The 21,945-nt window shown below is 44.9% G+C and carries 19 protein-coding genes; 7 read left to right on the forward strand and 12 right to left on the reverse strand.

What is annotated here, in order from left to right; genetic code table 11:
- Positions 1-59: 59 nt before the first annotated feature.
- Complete coding sequence (locus tag ACZ444_RS10695) at positions 60-266, forward strand: DUF3813 family protein (RefSeq protein WP_382357738.1); 207 nt, start codon at positions 60-62, stop codon at positions 264-266.
- 197 nt (positions 267-463) lie between these two features.
- Positions 464-727 carry a NifU N-terminal domain-containing protein gene (locus ACZ444_RS10700; protein WP_382357739.1) on the forward strand — a complete coding sequence of 88 codons (264 nt, stop codon included), beginning with the start codon at positions 464-466 and terminating at the stop codon, positions 725-727.
- A 62-nt stretch (positions 728-789) separates the two neighbouring features.
- On the opposite strand, the gene ACZ444_RS10705 is transcribed toward ACZ444_RS10700, so the two are convergent.
- Positions 790-1,632, reverse strand: coding sequence for a YitT family protein (locus ACZ444_RS10705; RefSeq protein ID WP_382357740.1), 843 nt, complete (start codon positions 1,630-1,632; stop codon positions 790-792).
- A 121-nt stretch (positions 1,633-1,753) separates the two neighbouring features.
- On the opposite strand from ACZ444_RS10705, the gene ACZ444_RS10710 reads away from it, so the two are divergent.
- Positions 1,754-2,614 (forward strand): DegV family protein, encoded by an 861-nt coding sequence (locus ACZ444_RS10710; RefSeq protein ID WP_382357741.1) that lies wholly within the window; start codon positions 1,754-1,756, stop codon positions 2,612-2,614.
- 178 nt (positions 2,615-2,792) lie between these two features.
- Positions 2,793-2,978: a YppF family protein gene (gene yppF, locus ACZ444_RS10715; RefSeq protein ID WP_382357742.1), complete on the forward strand. Its 186-nt coding sequence runs from the start codon at positions 2,793-2,795 to the stop codon at positions 2,976-2,978.
- Positions 2,979-3,013: 35 nt separating this feature from the next.
- On the opposite strand, the gene ACZ444_RS10720 is transcribed toward yppF, so the two are convergent.
- The 6 genes from ACZ444_RS10720 to ACZ444_RS10745 all read right to left on the reverse strand — a co-directional run bounded on the left by ACZ444_RS10720 (position 3,014) and on the right by ACZ444_RS10745 (position 13,919).
- The gene (locus ACZ444_RS10720) at positions 3,014-4,513 is read right to left on the reverse strand and encodes an alpha-amylase family glycosyl hydrolase (RefSeq protein ID WP_382357743.1); all 1,500 of its coding nucleotides are present in this window, start codon (positions 4,511-4,513) and stop codon (positions 3,014-3,016) included.
- 70 nt (positions 4,514-4,583) lie between these two features.
- Positions 4,584-4,949 (reverse strand): YisL family protein, encoded by a 366-nt coding sequence (locus ACZ444_RS10725; protein WP_382357744.1) that lies wholly within the window; start codon positions 4,947-4,949, stop codon positions 4,584-4,586.
- 255 nt (positions 4,950-5,204) lie between these two features.
- Positions 5,205-8,945: a helicase-exonuclease AddAB subunit AddA gene (gene addA / locus ACZ444_RS10730; RefSeq protein ID WP_382357745.1), complete on the reverse strand. Its 3,741-nt coding sequence runs from the start codon at positions 8,943-8,945 to the stop codon at positions 5,205-5,207.
- Between the two features lie 57 nt (positions 8,946-9,002).
- Complete coding sequence (gene addB / locus ACZ444_RS10735; RefSeq protein WP_382357746.1) at positions 9,003-12,500, reverse strand: helicase-exonuclease AddAB subunit AddB; 3,498 nt, start codon at positions 12,498-12,500, stop codon at positions 9,003-9,005.
- 160 nt (positions 12,501-12,660) lie between these two features.
- Positions 12,661-13,209 carry a signal peptidase I gene (gene lepB, locus ACZ444_RS10740; protein ID WP_382357747.1) on the reverse strand — a complete coding sequence of 183 codons (549 nt, stop codon included), beginning with the start codon at positions 13,207-13,209 and terminating at the stop codon, positions 12,661-12,663.
- Between the two features lie 62 nt (positions 13,210-13,271).
- The gene (locus tag ACZ444_RS10745) at positions 13,272-13,919 is read right to left on the reverse strand and encodes a TVP38/TMEM64 family protein (protein ID WP_382357748.1); all 648 of its coding nucleotides are present in this window, start codon (positions 13,917-13,919) and stop codon (positions 13,272-13,274) included.
- Between the two features lie 228 nt (positions 13,920-14,147).
- On the opposite strand from ACZ444_RS10745, the gene ACZ444_RS10750 reads away from it, so the two are divergent.
- Positions 14,148-14,537, forward strand: coding sequence for a YhjD family protein (locus ACZ444_RS10750; protein ID WP_382357749.1), 390 nt, complete (start codon positions 14,148-14,150; stop codon positions 14,535-14,537).
- On the opposite strand, the gene ACZ444_RS10755 is transcribed toward ACZ444_RS10750, so the two are convergent.
- The 3 genes from ACZ444_RS10755 to ACZ444_RS10765 all read right to left on the reverse strand — a co-directional run bounded on the left by ACZ444_RS10755 (position 14,485) and on the right by ACZ444_RS10765 (position 17,028).
- On the reverse strand, positions 14,485-15,003 hold the full coding sequence (locus tag ACZ444_RS10755; RefSeq protein WP_382357750.1) for a competence protein ComK: 519 nt from the start codon (positions 15,001-15,003) through the stop codon (positions 14,485-14,487). The two genes, ACZ444_RS10750 and ACZ444_RS10755, sit on opposite strands and share 53 nt — an antisense overlap.
- 224 nt (positions 15,004-15,227) lie before the next feature.
- Complete coding sequence (locus ACZ444_RS10760) at positions 15,228-16,223, reverse strand: lipoate--protein ligase (protein WP_382357751.1); 996 nt, start codon at positions 16,221-16,223, stop codon at positions 15,228-15,230.
- A gap of 73 nt (positions 16,224-16,296) precedes the next feature.
- Complete coding sequence (locus ACZ444_RS10765) at positions 16,297-17,028, reverse strand: MBL fold metallo-hydrolase (RefSeq protein WP_382357919.1); 732 nt, start codon at positions 17,026-17,028, stop codon at positions 16,297-16,299.
- 101 nt (positions 17,029-17,129) lie between these two features.
- On the opposite strand from ACZ444_RS10765, the gene yhfH reads away from it, so the two are divergent.
- Positions 17,130-17,258, forward strand: coding sequence for a protein YhfH (gene yhfH / locus ACZ444_RS10770; protein ID WP_382357752.1), 129 nt, complete (start codon positions 17,130-17,132; stop codon positions 17,256-17,258).
- A 330-nt stretch (positions 17,259-17,588) separates the two neighbouring features.
- A complete protein-coding gene (gene pepF, locus ACZ444_RS10775) occupies positions 17,589-19,400 on the forward strand; it encodes an oligoendopeptidase F (protein ID WP_382357753.1) in 1,812 nt (603 codons plus the stop codon).
- 189 nt (positions 19,401-19,589) lie between these two features.
- On the opposite strand, the gene hemY is transcribed toward pepF, so the two are convergent.
- Both hemY and hemH read right to left on the reverse strand, forming a co-directional pair.
- Complete coding sequence (gene hemY, locus ACZ444_RS10780) at positions 19,590-21,005, reverse strand: protoporphyrinogen oxidase (protein ID WP_382357754.1); 1,416 nt, start codon at positions 21,003-21,005, stop codon at positions 19,590-19,592.
- Positions 20,998-21,939 carry a ferrochelatase gene (hemH, locus tag ACZ444_RS10785; protein WP_382357755.1) on the reverse strand — a complete coding sequence of 314 codons (942 nt, stop codon included), beginning with the start codon at positions 21,937-21,939 and terminating at the stop codon, positions 20,998-21,000. The genes hemY and hemH overlap by 8 nt, the downstream gene beginning before the upstream one ends.
- Positions 21,940-21,945 lie beyond the last annotated feature (6 nt).

Raw genomic sequence — 21,945 nt, forward strand, 5'->3', positions numbered from 1 at the left:
TCCTGTTTCACGTTGAACAGCACGTGAACAAAACCGTCATTTAACAGGAGGGGCTTACAATGGCACAGGAGCAAAATAACAGTATGATGCAGCGTGCTAAAAACGCCGTTGACCAATTCATGAACGATCCGGCTGACGCAAATCAAGAGGAGCAGCAGACAGCGCACAACGCGATTGAAGACGCTAAAAACAGTGCTTCTCCTGAAGAACAGCAACAGCTGGAGGAACTGAAACAGCAATTACAGCAGAGCAACCAATCAAAATAACTTCCAGCAACAGCATTCAGGCTAAAAATTAACAACTTGTATGTTAACGATCCACCATTCATTATCATGATGAAGCGCGGGATTCTAACAGACAAATGCACACGCCCTTATTCATACCACTGAATAAGGGCGTTTTCCTTTTGTCATTTTTTCTGTTATGATTGGGCTGATTATGAAAAGTGATGGAGGGACAACAAATGGGTGTTATAGCTGAGGCTACACCAAATCCAAATGCACTGAAATTCACAACAGACAGTCTGATTTTTGAAGGTGACAGCAGCATTTCTGTCATGCCTGGCAACACAAGTGAACACGCCATTCTAAATGATTTGATGGAAGTTAATGGTGTCGATAATGTATTTGGCTACCAGAACTTCATCACTGTCAATAAAGCATTTGACGTAGAATGGGACGAACTGAAACCCAAAGTCATTGATGTCATTGAAAAATATGGCTACTGATACATAAAAAGACAGCAACCGTCAATTGCTGTCTTTTTATGTATAGCTACTAATACAACTGTTCAATCCCGTCTAAAGAAACCAAATATACCCGTTGTCTGGACAATGTTGGTAAAGGCGTTCGGGTCGACCTCACCGATGATACGTTCCAGATCATAAAGTTCATAACGAGTCACAACGAGATACATCATGTTTTTATCTTCTCGTGTATAGGCACCCTGGGCTGGCAAGATCGTGATACCGCGCACCATTGTATTATGAATGGCTTGCTGGAGTTCATCGGCCTTATGGGTAATAATCATAGCTGTTACTTTCTCATGACGGGTATGGATGGCATCAATAACGCGGGTTGTCACATACACTGTCAGCAGGGTATACAAAGCATTCTCAGCTTCATAAAGAATGCCGGCCATAAGTGTGATTACGCTGTTAAGCAATAAGAAATAATTTCCGATCGGCTTGTCCTTAAGCCGGGACATTACCATTGCAACAATATCCATACCACCAGTGGATGCACCATGTTTTAATGTCAGTCCAACACCCGCACCTGCAAGTATACCGCCAAAAACGGCATTTAAAATAATATCGTCCGAAAACTGGATAACTGGCAGCACCTCAAGGAAAAACGATGTTACAAACACTGATGCAACACTGTATATAGTGAAGCCTCTCCCGACTTTAATCCAGCCTAATATAGCCACGGGAATGTTTAAGATAAATAAAATAATACCAGTCGATAATCCGATGTCTAAAAAGTCGTTGAAAACACTTGCGATCAGTTGTGCTGCACCCGTGAAACCGCTCGCATAGACGTTAGCGGAAATTAGGAAAAAATTCAGTGACAATGCATTCAGGATAGCACCCACTATCACAATGATCATTCGTTTGGCTTCAACTAAGAACAAAAGTCTCACTCCCCCTGACAAGAACAGTGCCTTATCATGAATTTTGACTATTCTTTGACTATTTGCCGCAATCGTTTTAAACTAAAAGTCAACGTTAAACCCAGTTAAAGGAGGTGAACATATGACAGTTAAAATCCTCGCTGATTCAGCATGTGATTTATCTGAAGACTATTATAACCGATATAATATTGAGATGATACCATTAACGGTTCATCTTGACGATCAGGAGTACCAGGATGGGGTCGAAATTAAACCAACGACAGTCTATCATGCTATGCGGGAAGGCAAAACACCTAAAACATCCCAAGTGTCGCCACATTTATTCAGGCAGATTTTCACATCTTACGCAGAGGCCGATCAGCCATTTATTTACCCTGCATTCTCATCTGAATTATCTGGTACATATCAGACCGCCAAAATGGTTGAACAGGAAATCAAGGAAACATATCCAAACGCTAAAATGCAGGTAATTGATACAAAATGTGCCTCAATTGGATGCGGGCTGGTCGTCCTGCGCGCCGCCCAGCTTGCTCAAAATGGATCAGACTTTGATCGTATCATTGAAGCAGTAACCTATCATGCCGAGCACATGGAACATATTTTCACCGTCGATGATCTGGAATACTTATATCGCGGCGGCCGCGTCAGCAAGACAGCAGCTTTTGTGGGTTCATTTCTGAAAATTAAACCCATCTTGCATGTTGAAGACGGCCTATTGGTTCCACTAGAAAAGCAACGCGGGTCAAAAAAGCTTTTTAATCGGATGCTCACGATTATGGAAGAACGCGGAACTGATTTTTCCAGTCAAACAGTCGGTATCAGTCATGCAGATGATCTGGAAACAGCCAGGGAAATAGCCGCCTCTATCCGGGAAAAATTCAATCCGGCCGACATTCTGATCGATATGGTCGGAGCAACAATCGGAGCGCATGCGGGTCCTGGCACCATTGCTATTTTCTTTTTGAATGATCATTATAACTAAACGCAAAAAGGATATCCGTTCGGGTATCCTTTTTAAATGAATTAAGCCATATCCCCTCCAGCTGCCTTTTTCCTTCAGTGCAGCAGACTCCTGTGACTATTATCGGCGCCAGCCTTCTGTCATGAACTGGCTATCGCTGACATAGTGTTTAATAAAGCCCCTTTGGAGGAGGATTAAGGTGAGTATTTTTGAATTGATTACCATTTTCGAGACCGAGCGAAACCGCCCACCGGAATCTATTAATGATCTGTTGGATTTTTATCAGCAAAAATACATCACTGGCGTCATTGACATCAGCCATTACCGGAAAGTTTATTACTATTTGCATCGTCAAGGTGCTATTTCTGCTCATGAATATACCTGAACACTTAAATTAACCCTCAGCGGGAAAGCTGTACATTAGTCAGCAGCTTCCCGCTTTTTTTCTTTTCGTTTTAAGTAAATGAGCCCTGCTATAAAAATGAACAAGATACCTACAATCGGAGCAATAAACCACCAATTCAAGCCCGTATTAGTCTCAACAGAATAAATTTCCGCCGTTTCACGCGGCAGCACAATTTCAAAGTCACCGTCGTCATTTGCCCTGACAAGGTTATCACCTAGCAGACCGTTTAATTGCTTGCCTTGATTAATGCTGCTGACTGGTATCATTTGTGATTCCTTATCATTATTAATCGCAATATAAAGGGACTCACCTTCAAACGATCGTTTAAACAAGCTCATAGCCCCGTTTGAGTCAACCATTTCATAGTCGCCATGACGCAGTGCAGGAAACTCCGACCTTAGTGAAGCAATGCGGTTATTAAATTTCTCCAGATCCTCATCAGCGCTATTCCATTCAACCAAATTCTGATTTTCCGGAAAACCTTCACCAAGCATTGGAATTTCTGATCCCTGATAAACCATAGGGGTGCCTGGAAGTGTATACAAATACGTTAACGCCAATTTCCAAGCCGTCAGCACGTTTCGTTTACTGTTCACTACTTTTTCGCTAAATCGTTCACTGGACGGCGTATCCAAATAATTCAGGCCTTTTTGGCGGCCATTGTTCTGCCATGTTTCGTAGATGGATGTAACCGGTTTTCCGGCAGCTGCGAATACGTCCGACATCACTGGCATCAATGCCGGATTATCAGTCATTTGAATAGCTGTATTCTTTGTCAGTTCCCCGTCACCGGATGTTTTATCCAATCGGTCGCCGAGCAAATAAATATTTGGATAGTTTTCCTGCAGATGAGCGGTTAAGTCGCCTAAAAAATTTTGATTAGCTTTGTCTGCTGCATGAAATTGATAGCCGTCGATATCAGTCTCATCCATCCAATAATCTGCCACATCGGTTAAAAATTGCCGGACATGCGAATTGGTCTGATCCAGTGTAACGGTATGATCCTGCCACTGGAAGGATGTGTCACCTTGGCTTTCGCTGTACCAATCATGTTTCGCCGGATCGTCAGTCATGGGATGCGTATCAGCAGCATAATTTGTGACAAACTCAAGCACAATCTTCATATCACGGTCATGCGCCTCTTTAACTAGTTCCTGCAAATCTGCCATTGTCCCGAATTGTTCATCGACTTTATAAAAATCTTCTATCCAATAACCGTGATAGCCCTTAGGCGCATTAGCCATAACAGGCGATAAAACAAGGGTCGTATAACCGTATTTCTTCAATTGATCAAGTTTAGCAATAATCCCTTGCAAATCGCCGCCATGATATGTATATGGATCACTAAGTTCAGCCTGGCCTTTCAGCGACGAATCGCCGTTATTAAACCGATCAACCACGATATCATACATAATCTCGTCCTTCACATCTTCTTTGTCTGCTGCAGCTGAAACAGGGTGAATCAAACCTGAAATAAAAACGACAGCAAGCAGCATGCCAAGTAATTGTTTCATATTTTGTCCCCGCCTTTTTCATGGTCAGTATGAAAAAGACTTCCCATATAACGGGAAGCCGCTTGCGTCTTTATGGCAAAAATCCGAAAGGCAATCTGCCAAAACCTAAAATCAGTGTGAGAAGGACAGCAATAATAAGCTGAATCCACCAGCCTTTCAACGGCTCCTCTCGTCCTGATTTCAGACTGATCATTTCCATAGCGAGAATTGCCCAGATACCTGCCAGTCCTTTAAATATTGCCTCACCCATCATCGCGTTGCCAAAATAGGCGAAAAGCAATTGACCGCCGGAAAACAGAATCAGCAAATAATCCAGACGCAAGATCATTTGCACAATGGTCGCACCTTTGGTCTTGCCGCTTTTATTCAAAATCAGAACAACGGCAAACAAAATAAAAGCCAGAACCCATGAGGTTATATGCAAATGTGTATTCATGTCATCGTTCCCCCTTTTTTCCAAATATGTTTATGTATCAATGGATTGCTGTCATAAATCAAATCTATCATAACATGTCCTGGGACTAAATTCATTAAAAATTAGCTGATTGAACAAAATACGGATTTGCAGGGACTGGGACATAACGAAAGCGACTAACTCGAGCTTCGAACAATGGCTCGGTTCAGCGACGTCTATTTCCGGAGCGGTTCAGTCATGCAAGTGGTTCGCACTTTTGTCCCAGCCCCTTGCAACCTACAGAAAGATCTCTGTCTTACGGATCTCCAGTCGCCTCTTCATATTAAAGAAATAAAGGTAGGCAGCTGTTACAGGCTGTTGCCAAATGTCCTCGAGTGCTCGGCGATACAGCGTCATCTGAGTTTCATAGCGCTCTGCCAATGTTTGCTCCAGCTCTTCTGTTACAGCCTCATCGATAGCATCAGTTTTATAGTCAATAATCACCCAGCCGTCTTCTGTCGGAACGGCGCAATCAATAACACCCTGGACCAGCACATGCTCACCAGTATCGCCTGTCCAGTCGGCATAAATTTCTTCTGCCGGCAAGGCTAAGCTGAATGGTACTTCACGGTAAATATACGCGGCGTTCATGATCATATGTCCGATATCCGTCTGATAAAAGGCAGCAACAGCTTCCAAATCAATTGCATCTGCTTCCTGTCGCGTCAGTATTTCACGAGCAGCCAGCGACTCTACAAATTCAGCAATCTCGTTTGGGCTCAGCGGACTCCGCAGCGGAATGTGCTGCATAACCGTGTGCATGGCTGTGCCGCGCTCAGCTGCTGTGATTGTCTGCTGTTCTTGCATGAAAGCCGGCCGTTTAACAATCGGAGGCTGAAATGGGCGGACAATCTGATCACCGCTGTATTCATCTGCTGTCTCCCGCTGCCGCTTAATTTCTGTTACGGTCTGTTTAGCACGAGAACGAGCAGCCTGGTCATACGGATAAGTATAAGATAACCGGTTATGAACTGCCTGCTGGTAAGCATTATCTTCAAGATCAAGTTTTTCCCAATTTACGATTTTTTCTTTCAGATCGCCAGCAGTCTCATTGCTATCAGCAGCCGTCTCTGTATAGGTGCTGGCATGCACAACAGACACATACCAGTCAGATGGATCCATCCTAATGGCCTCCAGCACCTGTTCAGAGACACCAGTCGTACGCAAAACGCCGTTTGTTTGGTGCCTGATCAGAGCAGGGCCAATCCAGTCAAGATAGGTCTTGGACGCCAGACGGTCATGTGCTGGCAGCAGCCAGTCCGGCTGATCTGCGATTTCTTCCCAGCTTTCCTGGCTTTTCGCAAACGATTTAACGTTACCCACCATCAGCAATTTTTCTTTTGCTCTGGTTAAGGCCACATATAAAATCCGCATTTCCTCTGCCAGCAGCTCACGCCGTTTTTTCTGTCTTATAGCATGATGAAACAAAGTTGGGTAAGTAATCCGTTTAACCGGGTCAATATATTTACTGGCAAACCCGAGATCTTTATGCAATAAATAAGGCGCATTCAAGTCCCGCATATTGAATTCTTTGTTCATCGCACCCAGTATAACAGCCGGAAATTCCAGTCCCTTACTGCGGTGGATCGTCATAATCCGGACAACATCCTCCTGCTCGCTCAAGGCTCTCGCAGCACCAAGATCATCCCCGCGCTCTTCCATCCGCTCGATAAAACGCAAGAACCGGAATAATCCACGAAAGGACGTTGTTTCATACCCCCGTGCGCGATCATACAATGCTCTCAAGTTTGCCTGACGCTGCCGGCCACCGGGCATGCCGCCCACAAAATCATAATAGCCGGTTTCACGGTAAATCTGCCAAATCAACTCTGATAAAGCCCCTTGACGTGACATACGGCGATACCGCTCGAGATGATCTAAAAAGTCGGCCACTTGGGAAACGGCATCTCCCGTATTTTGCTGCCGGTACGCTTTCAGAGCATCGTAATAGGTCCCGCGACGATCAGCCAGCCTGATTTGGGCTAAAACATCCTCATCCAAGCCGACAATCGGCGATTTCAGGACAGACGCCAGCGGAATATCCTGTCTTGGATTGTCAATCACTTTGAGCAAATTCAGCATGATCTGGACTTCCATGGCTTCGAAATAACCAGACGAGAGTTCGGCATATACGGGGATCCCCTGTTTTTGCAGCTCATCCATAATCGTCGGTGCCCACGTCATGGAACGAAGCAGAATCACGATATCCCGATACTGCATTTCGCGCTGTGCATCCGTCGTTTTATCATGAATTTGCAGCGGAGATCCGTTTGTCTGGCCAATCCAGTCTTTTATCCTATCAGCATAGGCACGCGCCTCAAGCTGAGCATTTGTCAGATCCTGATACTCTTCGTCATCATCCGCATTTGAATCGTTATCCGCCGGCGCTTCCCGGTCAATGATGACAAGTTCCGGCTCCGGGTCCCGAAGCGGCAGCTCATCATACATCGCGTTAGCATAGACCAGTTCTGCCTCGGCATCATAATTGATCTCACCCACATTCTCGTCCAAAAGCTGCCGGAAAATATAATTCGTTCCTGAGAGAATCAGTTCCCGGCTCCGGAAATTGCTCGCAAGGTCAATGCGTTTGGCTGACAGGGATTCACTCGCAAATCGTTTATATTTATCAATGAATAGAGCAGGTTCAGCATGCCGAAAACGGTAAATACTTTGCTTAACGTCACCGACCATAAATCGATTGCCGGCCCCTTCCTGATCGCTGATTAATGATAGAATCGTTTCCTGAACCAGATTCGTATCCTGGTATTCATCGATCAGCAGTTCTGTAAACTGCGCCTTCAGATTAAGAGCAATATTAGACGGCTTCACCGCTTGCTCGTCAGCGCTGTCCTCTCTTAACAACTGCAGACAATAATGTTCAAGGTCCGGAAAGTCAACAAGCGCCTGTTCACGCTTACGCTTTGTGTACTTTACTTCAAACGCCTTCACCAGCGTCGTCAGCTGTCTAATAACCGGTGCTAATTCCTGCATGTCAGCAGCATGGCCCTCCAGATTGCGGCTGAACCAGTTTTCTTTCATCTTATTCCAGCGTTCTTTATAGCTGTCGCGCAGGTTTTTAGCCCGTGCTTTTTTATCTTCATCACAATCGACTTTTTTTCCAGACAGTTTCTGAAACGAACTGGCCGTCATAAACGGCTGCAGATCCTGCCACGAATCAGCCAGAGCTTCTGCTTCCTGCAGCTGCAGCAATTCTGACTCAATCGTATCCGCATAATGGTAAGGACCGTCTTTTTCGCGTGTCAGATCCATCGCCTTATTCATTTCTTCCCGTATAGCAGCAAATTCATTACGCACTTCCTGTTTCATAATCGGAAGCCAGTTTAAATCTTTTTCCTGCCAGTCATCTGGAATCTCATAAACATCAGCAAGGGAATCAAGCCATAGATCCGGGTCGGGATTCTGCATGGCAAACGTATACAGCTGAAGCACCAGATTTTCTACATCGGTATCACTCCGGTCACCGGAAAAACGATCAACCACGTCAAAGAAAGTCTGTTGTTCGCTGCCTTCTTTTCCGTACCACTCCTCAAACAAGTCATCGATAACGTCCTGCTTAATCAAATCGGTTTCCATGTCGTCAGCAATCCGGAAAGCAGGATCCATATCAAGCAAATAAGCGTATCGCCTGACGATATCGAGACAAAATGAATGCAATGTCGAAATAGGAGCACGCTGCAGCAATGAGAGCTGTTTTTTTAAATGATTAGAGGCGGGATTCTCAGCCAGCTTATTCTCGAGTGCCGAACCAACCCGATTGCGCATTTCCTGGGCTGCTGCATTGGTGAATGTCACCACAAGCAGCGAATCAATATCTACCGGATCGTCAGCACGAACGATTTTTTGAATGATCCGCTCCACCAGGACGGCTGTTTTCCCCGATCCGGCAGCAGCAGCCACCAGGACATCCCGGCCATCTGTATAAATGGCTTGTTCTTGTTCCGTAGTCCATTTGACCATGATTACTCCTGCTCCTCCCTTTTAGTGTGAAACGTCAATCGAACTGATAAGGCATGATCATGTGTCCGCGAAAGTCGACTGACGGAGATTAGCTAAAATATCTTCATCTTTCATATCTGTCAGTTTACGGTAGTTGTTATCTTCAAGCGTGGGATCAAATTGGCAGACTGAGCGGAACGGACAATACGTGCATGCTGTCTGCTGTTTATACTGGAACGGATTCAAATGAACACCGCCTGATGTGATATCAAGCCCTGCCTGCCGCATTAAATGATGGACATGATCCTGCAGACTGTGAAACGTTTCCAGACTAGCAACACTGGAATTACTGAAAAACTCTCCGTTCTTTTTCACACCAGCTGGAATCACCTCGCTGCGGCCAGAATTAAGTGACGTATCCATCGATTTGACAATCGCCTCATCCGACAGCATGAGTCCTTTCATCTTATATTGCTTGAGTAGTTCCTTCTCAAGTAAGTCATCCGGCATATTCATACTGGCTGAAATCATAGGATTGTGCACATGAAAATACAGCACACCAGCCGGGGTTGCTTCAGCTCCAAGCCATTGTTCTGACTGAGACAGAATAACATCCAGGTATGCGAGCATCTGCAAGGCCAAGCCGTAATACACTTCGACAAGATCCAGACCTTTTTCACTCGATTTATAATCAATAATCCGTAAAAACAAACCATCGCCATCTTCAGCCTTATCAACGCGGTCAATACGGCCGCGCAGCTTCAGCTCAAAACCATTGGACAAATCAAGTGAAACCGGCTGAAGCGTCTCGTCATCCCCGAATCCAAGTTCCAGTCCCACCGGAACAAAGTCACTCTGCCTGGCCTGCTCACTTAACACATAAGTCGCGCGCGTAATAACATCCTGCAATTTTTGCTGAATATATTGATAGCGATTGGAACTGTGTAAGATCTGATGCTGCAGAACCGGGGCAAGCGTTTCTACAGCCTGGCTGGCATAACCGGCACTGTCCTGACGTGTCAATTTGGAAAAGTCTTTACCCTCTGCTTGAATCCATTCGGTAATTTTTTTCAGCGCTTCATGGAACAGCTGACCAATATCAGGCGCATCAAGCTTATATATCTGTCGCTCCTGCAGCTGCAGACTGTATTTGGCAAAATGCTGATACGAACAACGGTAGTAGGATTCCAGCCGTGATACACTCGCTTTCACCTGTTTGGGATAGAGCTGGCTGATTGTCTGCTGATTTAAATTAGCCGGCTGGTTCTCATAATACAGGCTTTGTAAGACGGTATAGGTTGTGCTGTATTTAGGATGGTTCTGAATATACCAGTTTAAGACGTGCCACCAGACTTGTTTAACGGGATAGCCTCGCCGTCCGCGAGCAAGCTGGGCCGTTAAAGCTGCCCGTGTCTTCACCGGTGTCGTTATGAAACGCTCAGCATCCATAAGCTCATCCGGATCCTGCAGCAGAAGATGATCACAGCAAGCCGGGAACAGATCCTCCAGACGTTTAATCAGCTGTGAAGGCATCTTAGCCTTGCCTTCCGCATCACTCAGCGGGTAACTGACCCATAAATAATCACGTGCTGATGTAAAAGCTACGTACATATAAAACCAGTCATCCAACAGCTGGCGTTTGCTGTTTTCCGCAAGCTCCAGTCCATGTTCTGATAACAGATCCCGCTCCTGTTCATTAATCATACCCTCTTCTGCTGGTTTCATCGGCCATGTACCATCGTTCACACCGAGCAGCAACGAGCATTTTGTACCGCTGATACGGGACCTGTCGACCGTGCCAGCAATGACATGATCAATGCTCGGCGGGACGTGTGCAAAAGTAAGTGTCTCAAAGCCGGCATCAATAGCGGCGTGAAAAGATTGCTCTGTCATTGTTTCATTTCCGGCCATTTCGACCATTTCGTCCAGCAGCTGAATCACCGCATTCCAGACTTGTTCCTGTTCACGTGCTTTTTCCAATTGTCCTTCCGCATCATATGTTTCCCGCATGTCTTCTAATTTCCCGGGTGCATCAAGCTGTTCCAGGAGCCGGTAGATGACTTCACAGCGTTCACGGACAGTAGCAGCCTGGCGAAAATCCTGGTCAAATGTCCCTAATGCTGCGGCGACCTGTTTGCGAAAAGCATTAATTCGGCGTTCAGTCTCTTTTTCCGCATCCGTCTGCGCTAATTGCTCAAATCCGCGAAAACGCTGGAAGGCCCACTCATTATCACCAAGCCACTGTGTACGTGAGCGAATGCCATACTCAAGCACATAATTTTCCAGTTCATCAATCGCATCAGCATCCAGCGGGTAACGTTTATCAGTTGCTGGAATAAACCCAGTTTTCAGCACACGAAAAACAGCATCATAGCGCCAATTGCTTTCAACAGTATCCATAGCGGACCGAATCAATTCGATCAGCGGATGATTCAGCATACTGCGTTTTTCATCTATAAAAACGGGAATACCATAATCATGAAAAATCGTCGAAATTAAATCCTGATACACCTCAGGCTGACGAATGAAAACCGCTATATCACGGAAACGATACTTGTCTTCCCGCACAAGCTGAAGGATTTCCTGGGCAGCACCTTCCACTTCAGCACGCGGATGAACAGCCTCAGCAATCTGAATGGGCACCTCTCCTTCATAAGCTGGAGCAGGCCGGTCATCGAAATACTGCTCCAAATGAGCGAAATACGGCCGTTCGGACAACCGGCCATTTTCCGGTTTCATGATAACAGGATCATCAATTGGAACACCGTCTTCGGCAGCAACCGCTCGCAGTTTATGGTAGGTATCCTTCGTCTGATAAAATAAATCAAGCTCTGAAGGATTTGTCGCGCCCGGTTCATCCATAGTCAAGGCAACCGTCACCGAGCGGCATGTCTGCATCAATTTTTCCACAACCTGCATTTCCTGCGGGGAAAAACGGTGAAAACCATCCAAATAAATAATCGCATTCTCCAGTAACGATGCATCCTCCATATTATCAGCCAATAACTTTAGCTGGTCTTCGCTGTCAATATAATGCTCATGCAAAGCCTTGATTAAATGATCATAAATATAGGCCAGATCATCTAACTTTCCTGACAGCGCTGCCTCGCCTGGATTCTTATGGAAGAATTGATCCATCTCGTCAATTTGCCCACGCAGCGTGCCCGGCGTGATCCGGTAACGTTTAAATTCCGTCATCATCTTCTCAAGCTGTTCCAGAAACCCCTGCTTTTCCAAGGCTTTCTGAAAAACATGCCAGTCGCTTTCCTTTTCCGCAATGATTTTACGGAGCATCATTTGCGTGCCGACTGAACTAATAAATTGTCTCGTCGCTCCACCGGTTTCCTGAAGAACGCGCCATGCCAGTCTGGAAAAACTCATAACCTGAGCACGGATACTGCCTTTCACGGTTTCATCCTGAAATAAAGCATATTCCTGCTGGAACGTCATTTGTTCCGGGACGATGTAAAAAATCGGCGGACCCTGTGGCTGTTCGGTCAGCTGCCGCCGAATATCAGTTAAAATTTTCTCACGTTTGCCTGTACCAGCCCGTCCCAGTAAAAATTGAATTCCCATCATATCCCCCCTGCCTTTAAATATACGAATGAAACATTCATAACCTCTATTGAACAATATCAAAGCAACCATTCTGCCGATACTCTCATACGAAACATTAAACTAAAACCTTTTTCTCATTTTAACAGAGAAAAAGGCTTAAGACACATCTAAGACAGGATTAACCAAAACTCAGCTTCATATCAGAGAATGGCCAGTAGGTGATATCAACTTTTCCAACCAGCTCGTCAGCATCAATGAACCCAATTTTACGGCTGTCCAAGCTATAGGGGCGATTGTCTCCCATCACAAACAGCTTGCCTTCCGGGACTTTTTTAGTTCCCGTCACATTTTTTAATGTAAAATCCTGTGTATACAATTGTCTGGCATTCGCTTTCTGCAAAGGCTGCAAAAAAGCCTCTTCAGCCATGTCACCATTGATATACAAGTGGTCATTCTGATAAACAATTTCATCGCCAGGCAGACCAATCACGCGTTTGACATAATCATCCTGCTTGTCAGCATGAAACACAATAACATCGAAACGGTTAACATCTGTCAGCTGATAGACAACTTTGTTAACCATCATCAGGTTCCCGTCATACAAAGTAGGCTCCATTGATTCACCGTTCACGACATAGCTGGTATATAAACAGGAGCGAAACATAATCGCCAGAATGATTGCCATTAGGACAACCGAGATAAACGTGCGACGATAGGCTGTTTTCATTCTTGCTTTCCTCCTGGGTATGGCTTCAGTTTATATAACTGTTACCAGCATAACCAGCTTGTCTATCTTTTAACCTCCTGACTCTCCTGATCATACAGCAGGGATTTCCGCTGAAGACGCCGTTCAATATACTTGCCAAGAATCCAGAATAGCCCTATGCAGCCACCCACAACAACTGTACGGACCGGGTTTTTGGCAAATTCAAAAATACTCGAACCGACAAAAGCAATGGAGAAAATCATGATCGACTTCCCCATGAGCACTGCCAGCATAAACTGCCGGAAACTGATGCCTGAAAGGGCTGAAACAACATGAATGACCGATGACGGCGAAAAAGGAAAACACATTAATAGAAAAAGCGGTCCAAAGCCATGCCGGTCAACCCATCCAATCACTTTCCGCACCTGCTTGTTTCGGCGTAAAGCCTTGAATAAAGACTTGTCCCCAAGTTTACGAATAACCCAGAACACAATAACTGCTCCAGCACAGGCTCCGATCCAGGATAATATAAACCCTTTCCATAAACCATATGCAGCACCATTGGCTATCACAAAGACAACTAACGGCAAAAATGGAAGAAACGATTCGATAAATGGCAGTAAAATGCCTGGCAGCGGTCCAAGATTTTCGTACGACTGCAGTAATTGCTGAATTTTTTCCTGTTCGAATAAGTTTTGCCAATCCGCCATACTTATATTTAACCAATACATTGTGTTCATTGCCCCTTATGCTCAGAAGACGTTTGCCACCTGGCCGGTAAACGTGTCTTGCTGTAACGCCACCGTCCCTCAAACAGTTCCAACTATTTCACTAACATCACTGGGAAATATATTGCCTCTTTCTTTTCATTTTACCTTAAATAATGGTTTTAATGTATATTTTTTGTGAAATTTATCATATAATAGTTTTGGAACAAATGTTCGTACCGGAGGGATTACATGCGATACCTGTCTGATGAAGAACTGCAGCTGGCTTCACGTTTCCTGTTTCTTTCTATGGCTATGGTTGTCATTCAGCAGGATAAACAGCATATCCAAAAAGGCACGTTTAAGATTAAGGAACCTTATCTCAATCTTTTGGAGAAAATGACTGCCGAAGCTACCGATGAGCGAAGGGAGCTGCGCAGAAGGATGCGGGATAAAAACATTGACGTCGTAACATTGGCTAAAAATGATTCGTTTTCATCTTATTTATTTCTTTGCCGGGGAAGCGAAGAAAAACACAATTACTTTAATCCAGCTATCCGAAAAAAGGTGCAAGCTATTATTGAAGAACTCATGGAAAAGGCTCAGCCACCATATCAGCATTATGCTGCTGCAGATACTTAATGCGATTATCCAGTACGTACCGGTATTGTGCTGTCCGCTGTACCTGATTAAGTATAGAACCCAGCGATACATCCAATAGAAGCGTTTTCTGGTTTTTAAAAACAATTTTCGTCTGTTTTCCAGGCCCCTGGTTCACATGATTAATATGCGAATGAGCAATCCAGGAACATTTGGCACTTGTTGGAGAAGCTGTTGGGAAAAAGTACATACCACTGGCCGGGTCAACCGCAATTGGAGCTTTATGTGTGATGTTGGAAATATTGCGTGTACCGTCCTGTCTGCCTCTCAAACTCGATCCAAAAAACTTGCAGGCATTATCGATGATTTTACTCGGAGTATGGTAAGCAGCAAATTCATCCTGTTCTTCTAAAATACACGAACGGGCACTGCCATCTTCACTCTGCTCTCTAATGATGGCCATAGTGAGAGGTGTTACTTCATAAGAAGGTGAATATGAATGATTCATCTGTTTTTCATCCTTTCATAATTAAATGAAAAGAAAGAGGCTGTCTATAATCTACCAATTTATTCATTAAAAGGCAATAGAAGATTGCTTTTTTTCTTAATTTTTCAGTGAATATGAGCAAAATTTTATTAGAAAAACTCAAAATGACTCCTGTGCGACACACAGAAGTCATTTTAAGGCAGCCGGATCGTTACGTGACTGAGCGATTAACAAAGCTTGTCTCATTAATAGAGCATTCGAATAAATTCATCTTCAGGAATTTTGCCAAGGTAATAAGACACATCAATGTCAGACAGTGCATCTTCAATTGTTTGGCGTTTATGAGGGATACCTGTCAGGGCATTTTCAAGCTCACTAACGTCACCTAAGCCGAAAAAGTCACCATAAATCGTGCAATTTTCGATCATGCCATTTCGTACATCCAGCCGCACGTCCACAAGGCCGGCAGCAAACTTATGAGAGGCCTGCACATTAAAATGAGGTGATCTGCCATAATTCCATTCCCATTTTTGGTAACGTTCTTCAGAAATTTTATGAATAGCTTCCCAATCCGCTTCTGTTAAGTCATAGCGCGGCACATCCTGCACATCGTCCACAGCAAAAATGTGTTTCAGAATCATATCTTTAAACGTATCGATTGATAGTTTTTCATCAAGGTACTCAGATATGTTAGCGACATGGCTTCGAATCGACTTGATCCCTTTTGACTCAATTTTTTCCTTATTGACATTCAAGGCGGAAACAACATTTTCAATTTCCGAATCAAGCATCAATGTCCCATGACTAAACATACGTCCTTTGGTTGAGAACATCGCATTCCCGGAAATTTTCCTGCCTTCCACAGCCAAGTCATTCCGCCCTTTCATCTCAGCCGGCACCCCTAATTCATTCAAAGCTTCAATAATCGGCTGTGTGAACTTCTCAAAATCCTGAAAACTTTCACCGTCATCTTTTGTGATAAAGCTGAAGTTAAGATTTTGCTCGTCGTGATAGACTGCTCCGCCACCGGATAAACGACGGACGACCTTAATGCCTTTATCATCAACATAATCCGTATTAATTTCCTCTATACTGTTTTGATTCCGCCCGATAATAATCGACGGCTGATTAATGTAAAATAACAGATAGGTATCCTGTTCCCCGAAATGACGCAGGATATATTCTTCAATTGCCAAATTAAGCATTGGATCGGTAATCCCCTGATTATCAATGAATTTCATGTTTCTGCCTCCCTCTCCTTATAAAGTTAATCTCATTCAATCATATATGAAATGGCCGTGACAAGCAAAAAATCTATTTCTCCCAAGTCAATCCTTCCCTGGCCAGCTCAATTTTGCCGGAGAAATAATTCTCAGCCTCACGGACCAGATTGTTCTGATCACCATATTGCGGTAAATGACTAAGAACAAGTTCCTGAACACTGGCTTCCTGCGCAATTATGCCACACTCCCGACTGGTCATATGGCCTGCTTGAGAGCCATCTTGCTCGGCATAAAAGTTAGAATCGGTCAGCAAAAGATCGGCATCTTTTGCGAAATCATACCAATCCTCTTGAAATGCCGTATCGGCAGTATAGACAATGACCTTATCTCCGTTACTGATTCGCATGCCATAACAGGGAACTGGATGAACCGTTTTTAAAAAAGTGATCGTAAATGGCCCAATTTCCAGTGACGCATTCGGGTCATAAGCAATCCCTTCTGTGTACTTGTGCGTCAGTGAAGCGAAACCATCCGCGTCTTCCTGATGCCCATAAATCGGTAAGACATTACCATCATAACTGATAAAGGACTGTGACAGCAGAGCATACTGCAGGACACCAATATCTGCCACATGATCATGGTGGTAATGTGACAGGATAACAGCATCCAGATCCGTAAGCTGTTTTCTGGTCTGTAATCTCGATAAAGAACCGCTCCCTGCATCAAGAAGCAGTGTGAAGCCGTCCTCTTCCAGTAGATAAGATGAAGTGGCACCACCCGGAGCTGGATAACCACCCCATAAACCAATAATTGTTAATTTCAAAAAAATCACCTCAATTAATCCATTTTGTTGTAACACAGGGTTGACTTGTTTCATACTGTTATAATACAATGTAACTACTATTCAAAAGGGGTTGTTAACACATGATGAACGTTGTTGAGTTTTTCCGGAACCTGCCGCACAAAAAGTGCCATAACTGCGGTCAAATAATATCTGAGAAAGCCGATTGCTACGGCAACCTGTGTGACAATTGTGATAGTCCGGCCAGATAAGTCTAACATCATTGTACTGCACAATAGCCTTCCTTTCCATTGATACAGCTATGCAACAGCTGTATTTTTTTGTCTTAAATCGAGCCGGTAAAAAAGAGGCTCTCCACCAAAATCTAAGGTTTATATTAATGAATCAATATGGCACAAGACCAGCTAGCGGAGGAAAACACGAAGACTCCTGCGGGAAGAAGACCCCGCAGAAAAAAAGCGAACGTTGATCCAAAAAAGATTCTAAAAATAATTTTTAAAATATCGGAAAATGATGTTATTTATACCTTATTTATTTTATAATTTACTGGAGAAACAAATTACATGGAGGGGAGCATGATCATGAGCAGGGAAGCAAAACGTTTATCACGTGCCGAAGTACCAAAAGAGGAGACTTGGGACTTAACTGATTTGTTCACCACCCATAAGGAATGGGAGCAGGAACTAAACGCTATTCAAACGGATGTGAGTGAGGTCATACAATTCCAGGGGCAGCTGACTGCCAATGCCAAAACCTTGCTCAAGGGACTGCAGGCTGAAGAAAATTTTCAAAAGCGGCTGATTCGTGCAGCCACTTATGCCAATTTAAAATCAAGCGCCGACGGTTCCGATCCAGACAATCAGGCTGACGCAGCAAAAGTTTCCGCCGTGCTGGCTGACATAGGTGCTAAGCTGGCATTTGTAGAAAATGAACTCTTAATGCTATCCGAAGCGACCCTAACACAATTCATAAATGAAGAGCCGGATCTGGCAGTCTATCGTAAAATGGTGCAGGATATTCTGGCAAAAAAACCGTTCACTTTATCCCCAGATACGGAGAAAACACTCGCCGCGCTTGCCGATGTCCATAGTGCGCCGCAAAAGATCTATGAACGAAATAAAACAGCTGACATGACATTTGAGCCAATTAAGGACCGCGATGGCAATAAGATGCCGATGTCTGCCGCACTTTTCGAAGACAGCTATGAAATGTCATCTGATACACATGTGCGTCGTCAAGCCTATGACTCATTTGTCAGCACTCTAAACCAGTACAAGAACACGCAGGCAGCAGTTTACGCTACTGAAGTGACCAAACAAGTTACCACCGCGCGTTTAAGAGGGTATGATTCCGTCACTGATATGCTTTTGCAGCCGCAGCAGGTCAGCCGGGAGATGTATCACAACCAGCTTGACATCATTCAGCAGGAACTGGCACCGCACATGCGCCGGTTTGCTAAACTGAAACAAGAAAAACTTGGTCTGAGTGACATGCGTTTTTGCGATCTGAAGGCACCGCTCGATCCGGAATTTAACCCCGAAACGAGTTATCAGGAAGCAACCGATATGATTTCGGAGGCCCTTCAGATTATGGGACCGGAATACAGTGCGATTATAAACAAGGGCATCACTGAGCGCTGGATTGATCGGGCAGATAATATCGGCAAGAAGACAGGGGCATTCTGCTCATCGCCATACGGTGTTCATCCCTATGTTCTCATCACGTGGACCAATTCGATACGCGGTGCATTTATGCTGGCACACGAACTGGGACATGCTGGTCATTTTTATCTTGCCGGTAGCAATCAGTCCCTTGTCAACACCCGCCCGTCTACCTATTTTATCGAAGCACCTTCGACATTGAATGAATTGCTGCTGGCTGATAATCTGTTGGCCCAAACGGACGATAAGCGCAGGAAACGCTGGGTTATCAGTTCGCTTTTAAGCACGTATTATCATAACTTTGTGACCCACTTGCTCGAAGGTGAGTTCCAGCGCCGTGTTTATGACCTGGCGGAAACAGGCACTCCACTGACCGCTGACGTCCTGTGTAAACAGAAAAAAGAAACACTCGAAAACTTCTGGGGCGATGCTGCTGTTATTGATGATGACGCCGGCCTTACCTGGATGCGCCAGCCACATTATTATATGGGATTGTATCCGTATACTTATTCAGCCGGTTTGACCATTTCCACGGCAATGGCCGGTCAGATCCGCCATGAAGGACAGCCGGCTGTCGATCGCTGGCTATCTGTCCTGAAAGATGGCGGAACCAGGACACCGTCCGAATTGGCACAAAAAGCCGGCGTTGATATGACCAATCCAGATGCCATCAAAGAAGCTGTTGCCTATGTCGGCCAGCTTATAGATGAACTGGAAAAAACGTATGACTGATTATTAAAGAAGCTGGGACAAAAGTGCGAACAGCCAAAACCAACGCTTGCCTGACTAAACCGCCCGCGGAAATAGACATCGTCTTTCCGCGGGCGGCTCCACTAATCTTGTCCCAGCTTTTTATTATTCTTGGGGTCCATCAGGCATGGTGAAAACGCCGGAAGTCAAAACACCGCTGTACGGCAGTATTCAGTCGTGATCATTCAAATGAGCCAATACTTCATTAGCGGCTTTCTCACCCTGATCGATACAATCAGGAACACCAACACCATCGTAAGAACTGCCTGCTAAAGTGACGCCCGGAAGTTCTCTGCGCACAGCCCGGCGGACACCAGCAATCCGATCGGTATGACCGACAGTATATTGCGGCATAATAGACTTCCAGCGGCTGACGACACTGAATTCAGGCTCAGCTGTGATGTCCATCGTTTTGTTTAAGTCCCGCAGTACGATAGCCTTAATTTCCTCATCCGATTTATTCACGATTGAGGCATCATCTGGTCTGCCGACATAACACCGCACGAGTGCTTTACCATCAGGAGCCGCACCAGGCCATTTTTTATGTGTCCAGGTGCATGCCGTAATCCGGAAATCACTGTTCCGCGACACGACAAATCCAGTTCCATCAATATCTTTTTTAATGGCCGATTTATCAAAGGCCATCGCCACATTGGCAACCGATGTCACTGGCATAGCCCGCAATGGTTCAAACAAGCTGAACTGGCTGAAGATCTTAGGCAACGTCTGATGAGGCGTTGCCATAATGAGAGCATCAGCCTGATAGACCTCGCCATTGCTCAACAGAACATGATAGCCCCGTTCCTTCTTTTCGACATGATCAACGCCAATTTCCCGTGAAATGGTGTCTCCCAAAACGTCACCAAGACGCTCAACCAGTGTTTCCAGTCCATTAGCAAATGAGAAAAATGCGCCCTGATTTTGGCTGTTCGTTTTTTGGGGCGGTTTCGCCTTTTCCGGTCTTGTTTTTTTCAGGCCATTTATCAAACTGCGGTGATTCTGTTCCAGCTGATAAAATTCCGGAAATGTTGCCTGAATGCTCATGTCATCAATATTACTGGAATAAATACCTGACAAAAGCGGCTCGATCGTATTTTCTACTAACTTATTGCCAAAACGCCGGCGTAAAAAAGCCCCCAGAGACTGGTCGCCTGTTTTGCCTTTGGGAATGACAAGATCCATACCGGCCCGCAGTTTTCCCGATAGCGGCAATATACTGGAAAAAAGAAATGGACGAATCCTTACAGGCACCCCCATATGGGCACCTCCAGGCATTTTGTGCAGCTTATTTTTGACAAGAATGTAAGACTGACCCGTACCGTTGTGAACGACTTGGTCGCGCATTCCCAGCTCACCTGTCAATTTTACACCAGGCTGTTTGCGTGACAGCATAGAATCGGGGCCTTGCTCGATAATGAATCCGTTGCGGCGGGTCGTTTTAATTTTGCCCCCGATCCGGCTGCTTGCCTCAACAAGTTTTACCTCATAGGGCAATCCTTTTTCCTGAATGTCTTTTTGCAAGTAGTAGGCAGCTGTTAGCCCCGTAATGCCGCCGCCGGCAATTAGAATCTTTTTGGTTTCACTCATAGCCAGTCACGCTTTTTTTCATGACGACATCCGCAAGTGTTGCAATAAACTGTGGGTGTGTATTAGGCATGTCCGGGCGATGATAGGTGGCGCCCAATTCATCACAGACCTGCTTGCACTCATAGTCGTTATCATATAAAACTTCCAGATGGTCAGCGATGAACCCAACCGGCGCATACACAAACGAGCGGTAGCCTTCTTGTTTATACAGATCACGTGTCAGATCCTGCACATCCGGTCCGAGCCATGGATCAGGCGTGTTTCCTTCACTCTGCCAGCCGATAGCATAATGTTGAATGTCAGTCTCTTCTGAAATCAGCCGTGCTGTTTCTTTCAGCTGGTCGGGATACGGATCGCCATTCTGCAGTATTTTTTCCGGCAGACTATGGGCTGATATAACAAGTGCAGCATTTTCCCGCTCTTCTTCCGGCATATCACTGTAAACGTCCTTAATCTGATCAGCCCAATATTTAATAAATCCTGGCTCATTATACCAGCTTTCGACTGATTCAATCGCTATGCCGTGTTCGGCGGCTTTATCAGCAGCGCGCTGATTATACGATTTAACACTGAACGTTGAATAATGGGGAGCCAAAACGATGGAAACTGCTTCATCGATCCCATCTTCCGCCATTTGTTCTACAGCATCTTCAATAAATGGATTGATATGCTTCAAACCAATATAAGCTTTAAAGGTTACCTCATCCTGTTCAGCATTAACCTTGGCTTCCAATGCACTTGTCTGCTCTTCCGTAATTTTTGCCAGAGGTGAAATACCCCCAATCGCCTTGTAACGGTCTTTCAAATCCTGCAAGGCTTCTTCAGAGGGCTTCTTGCCTTTCCGGATATCCGTGTAATATGGTTCAATGTCTTCTTCCTTGTATGGCGTTCCATAAGCCATCACAAGCAAACCAATTGTTTTCTTTTTTTCCATATGTAA

The sequence above is a fragment of the Lentibacillus kimchii genome, from assembly GCF_055381965.1.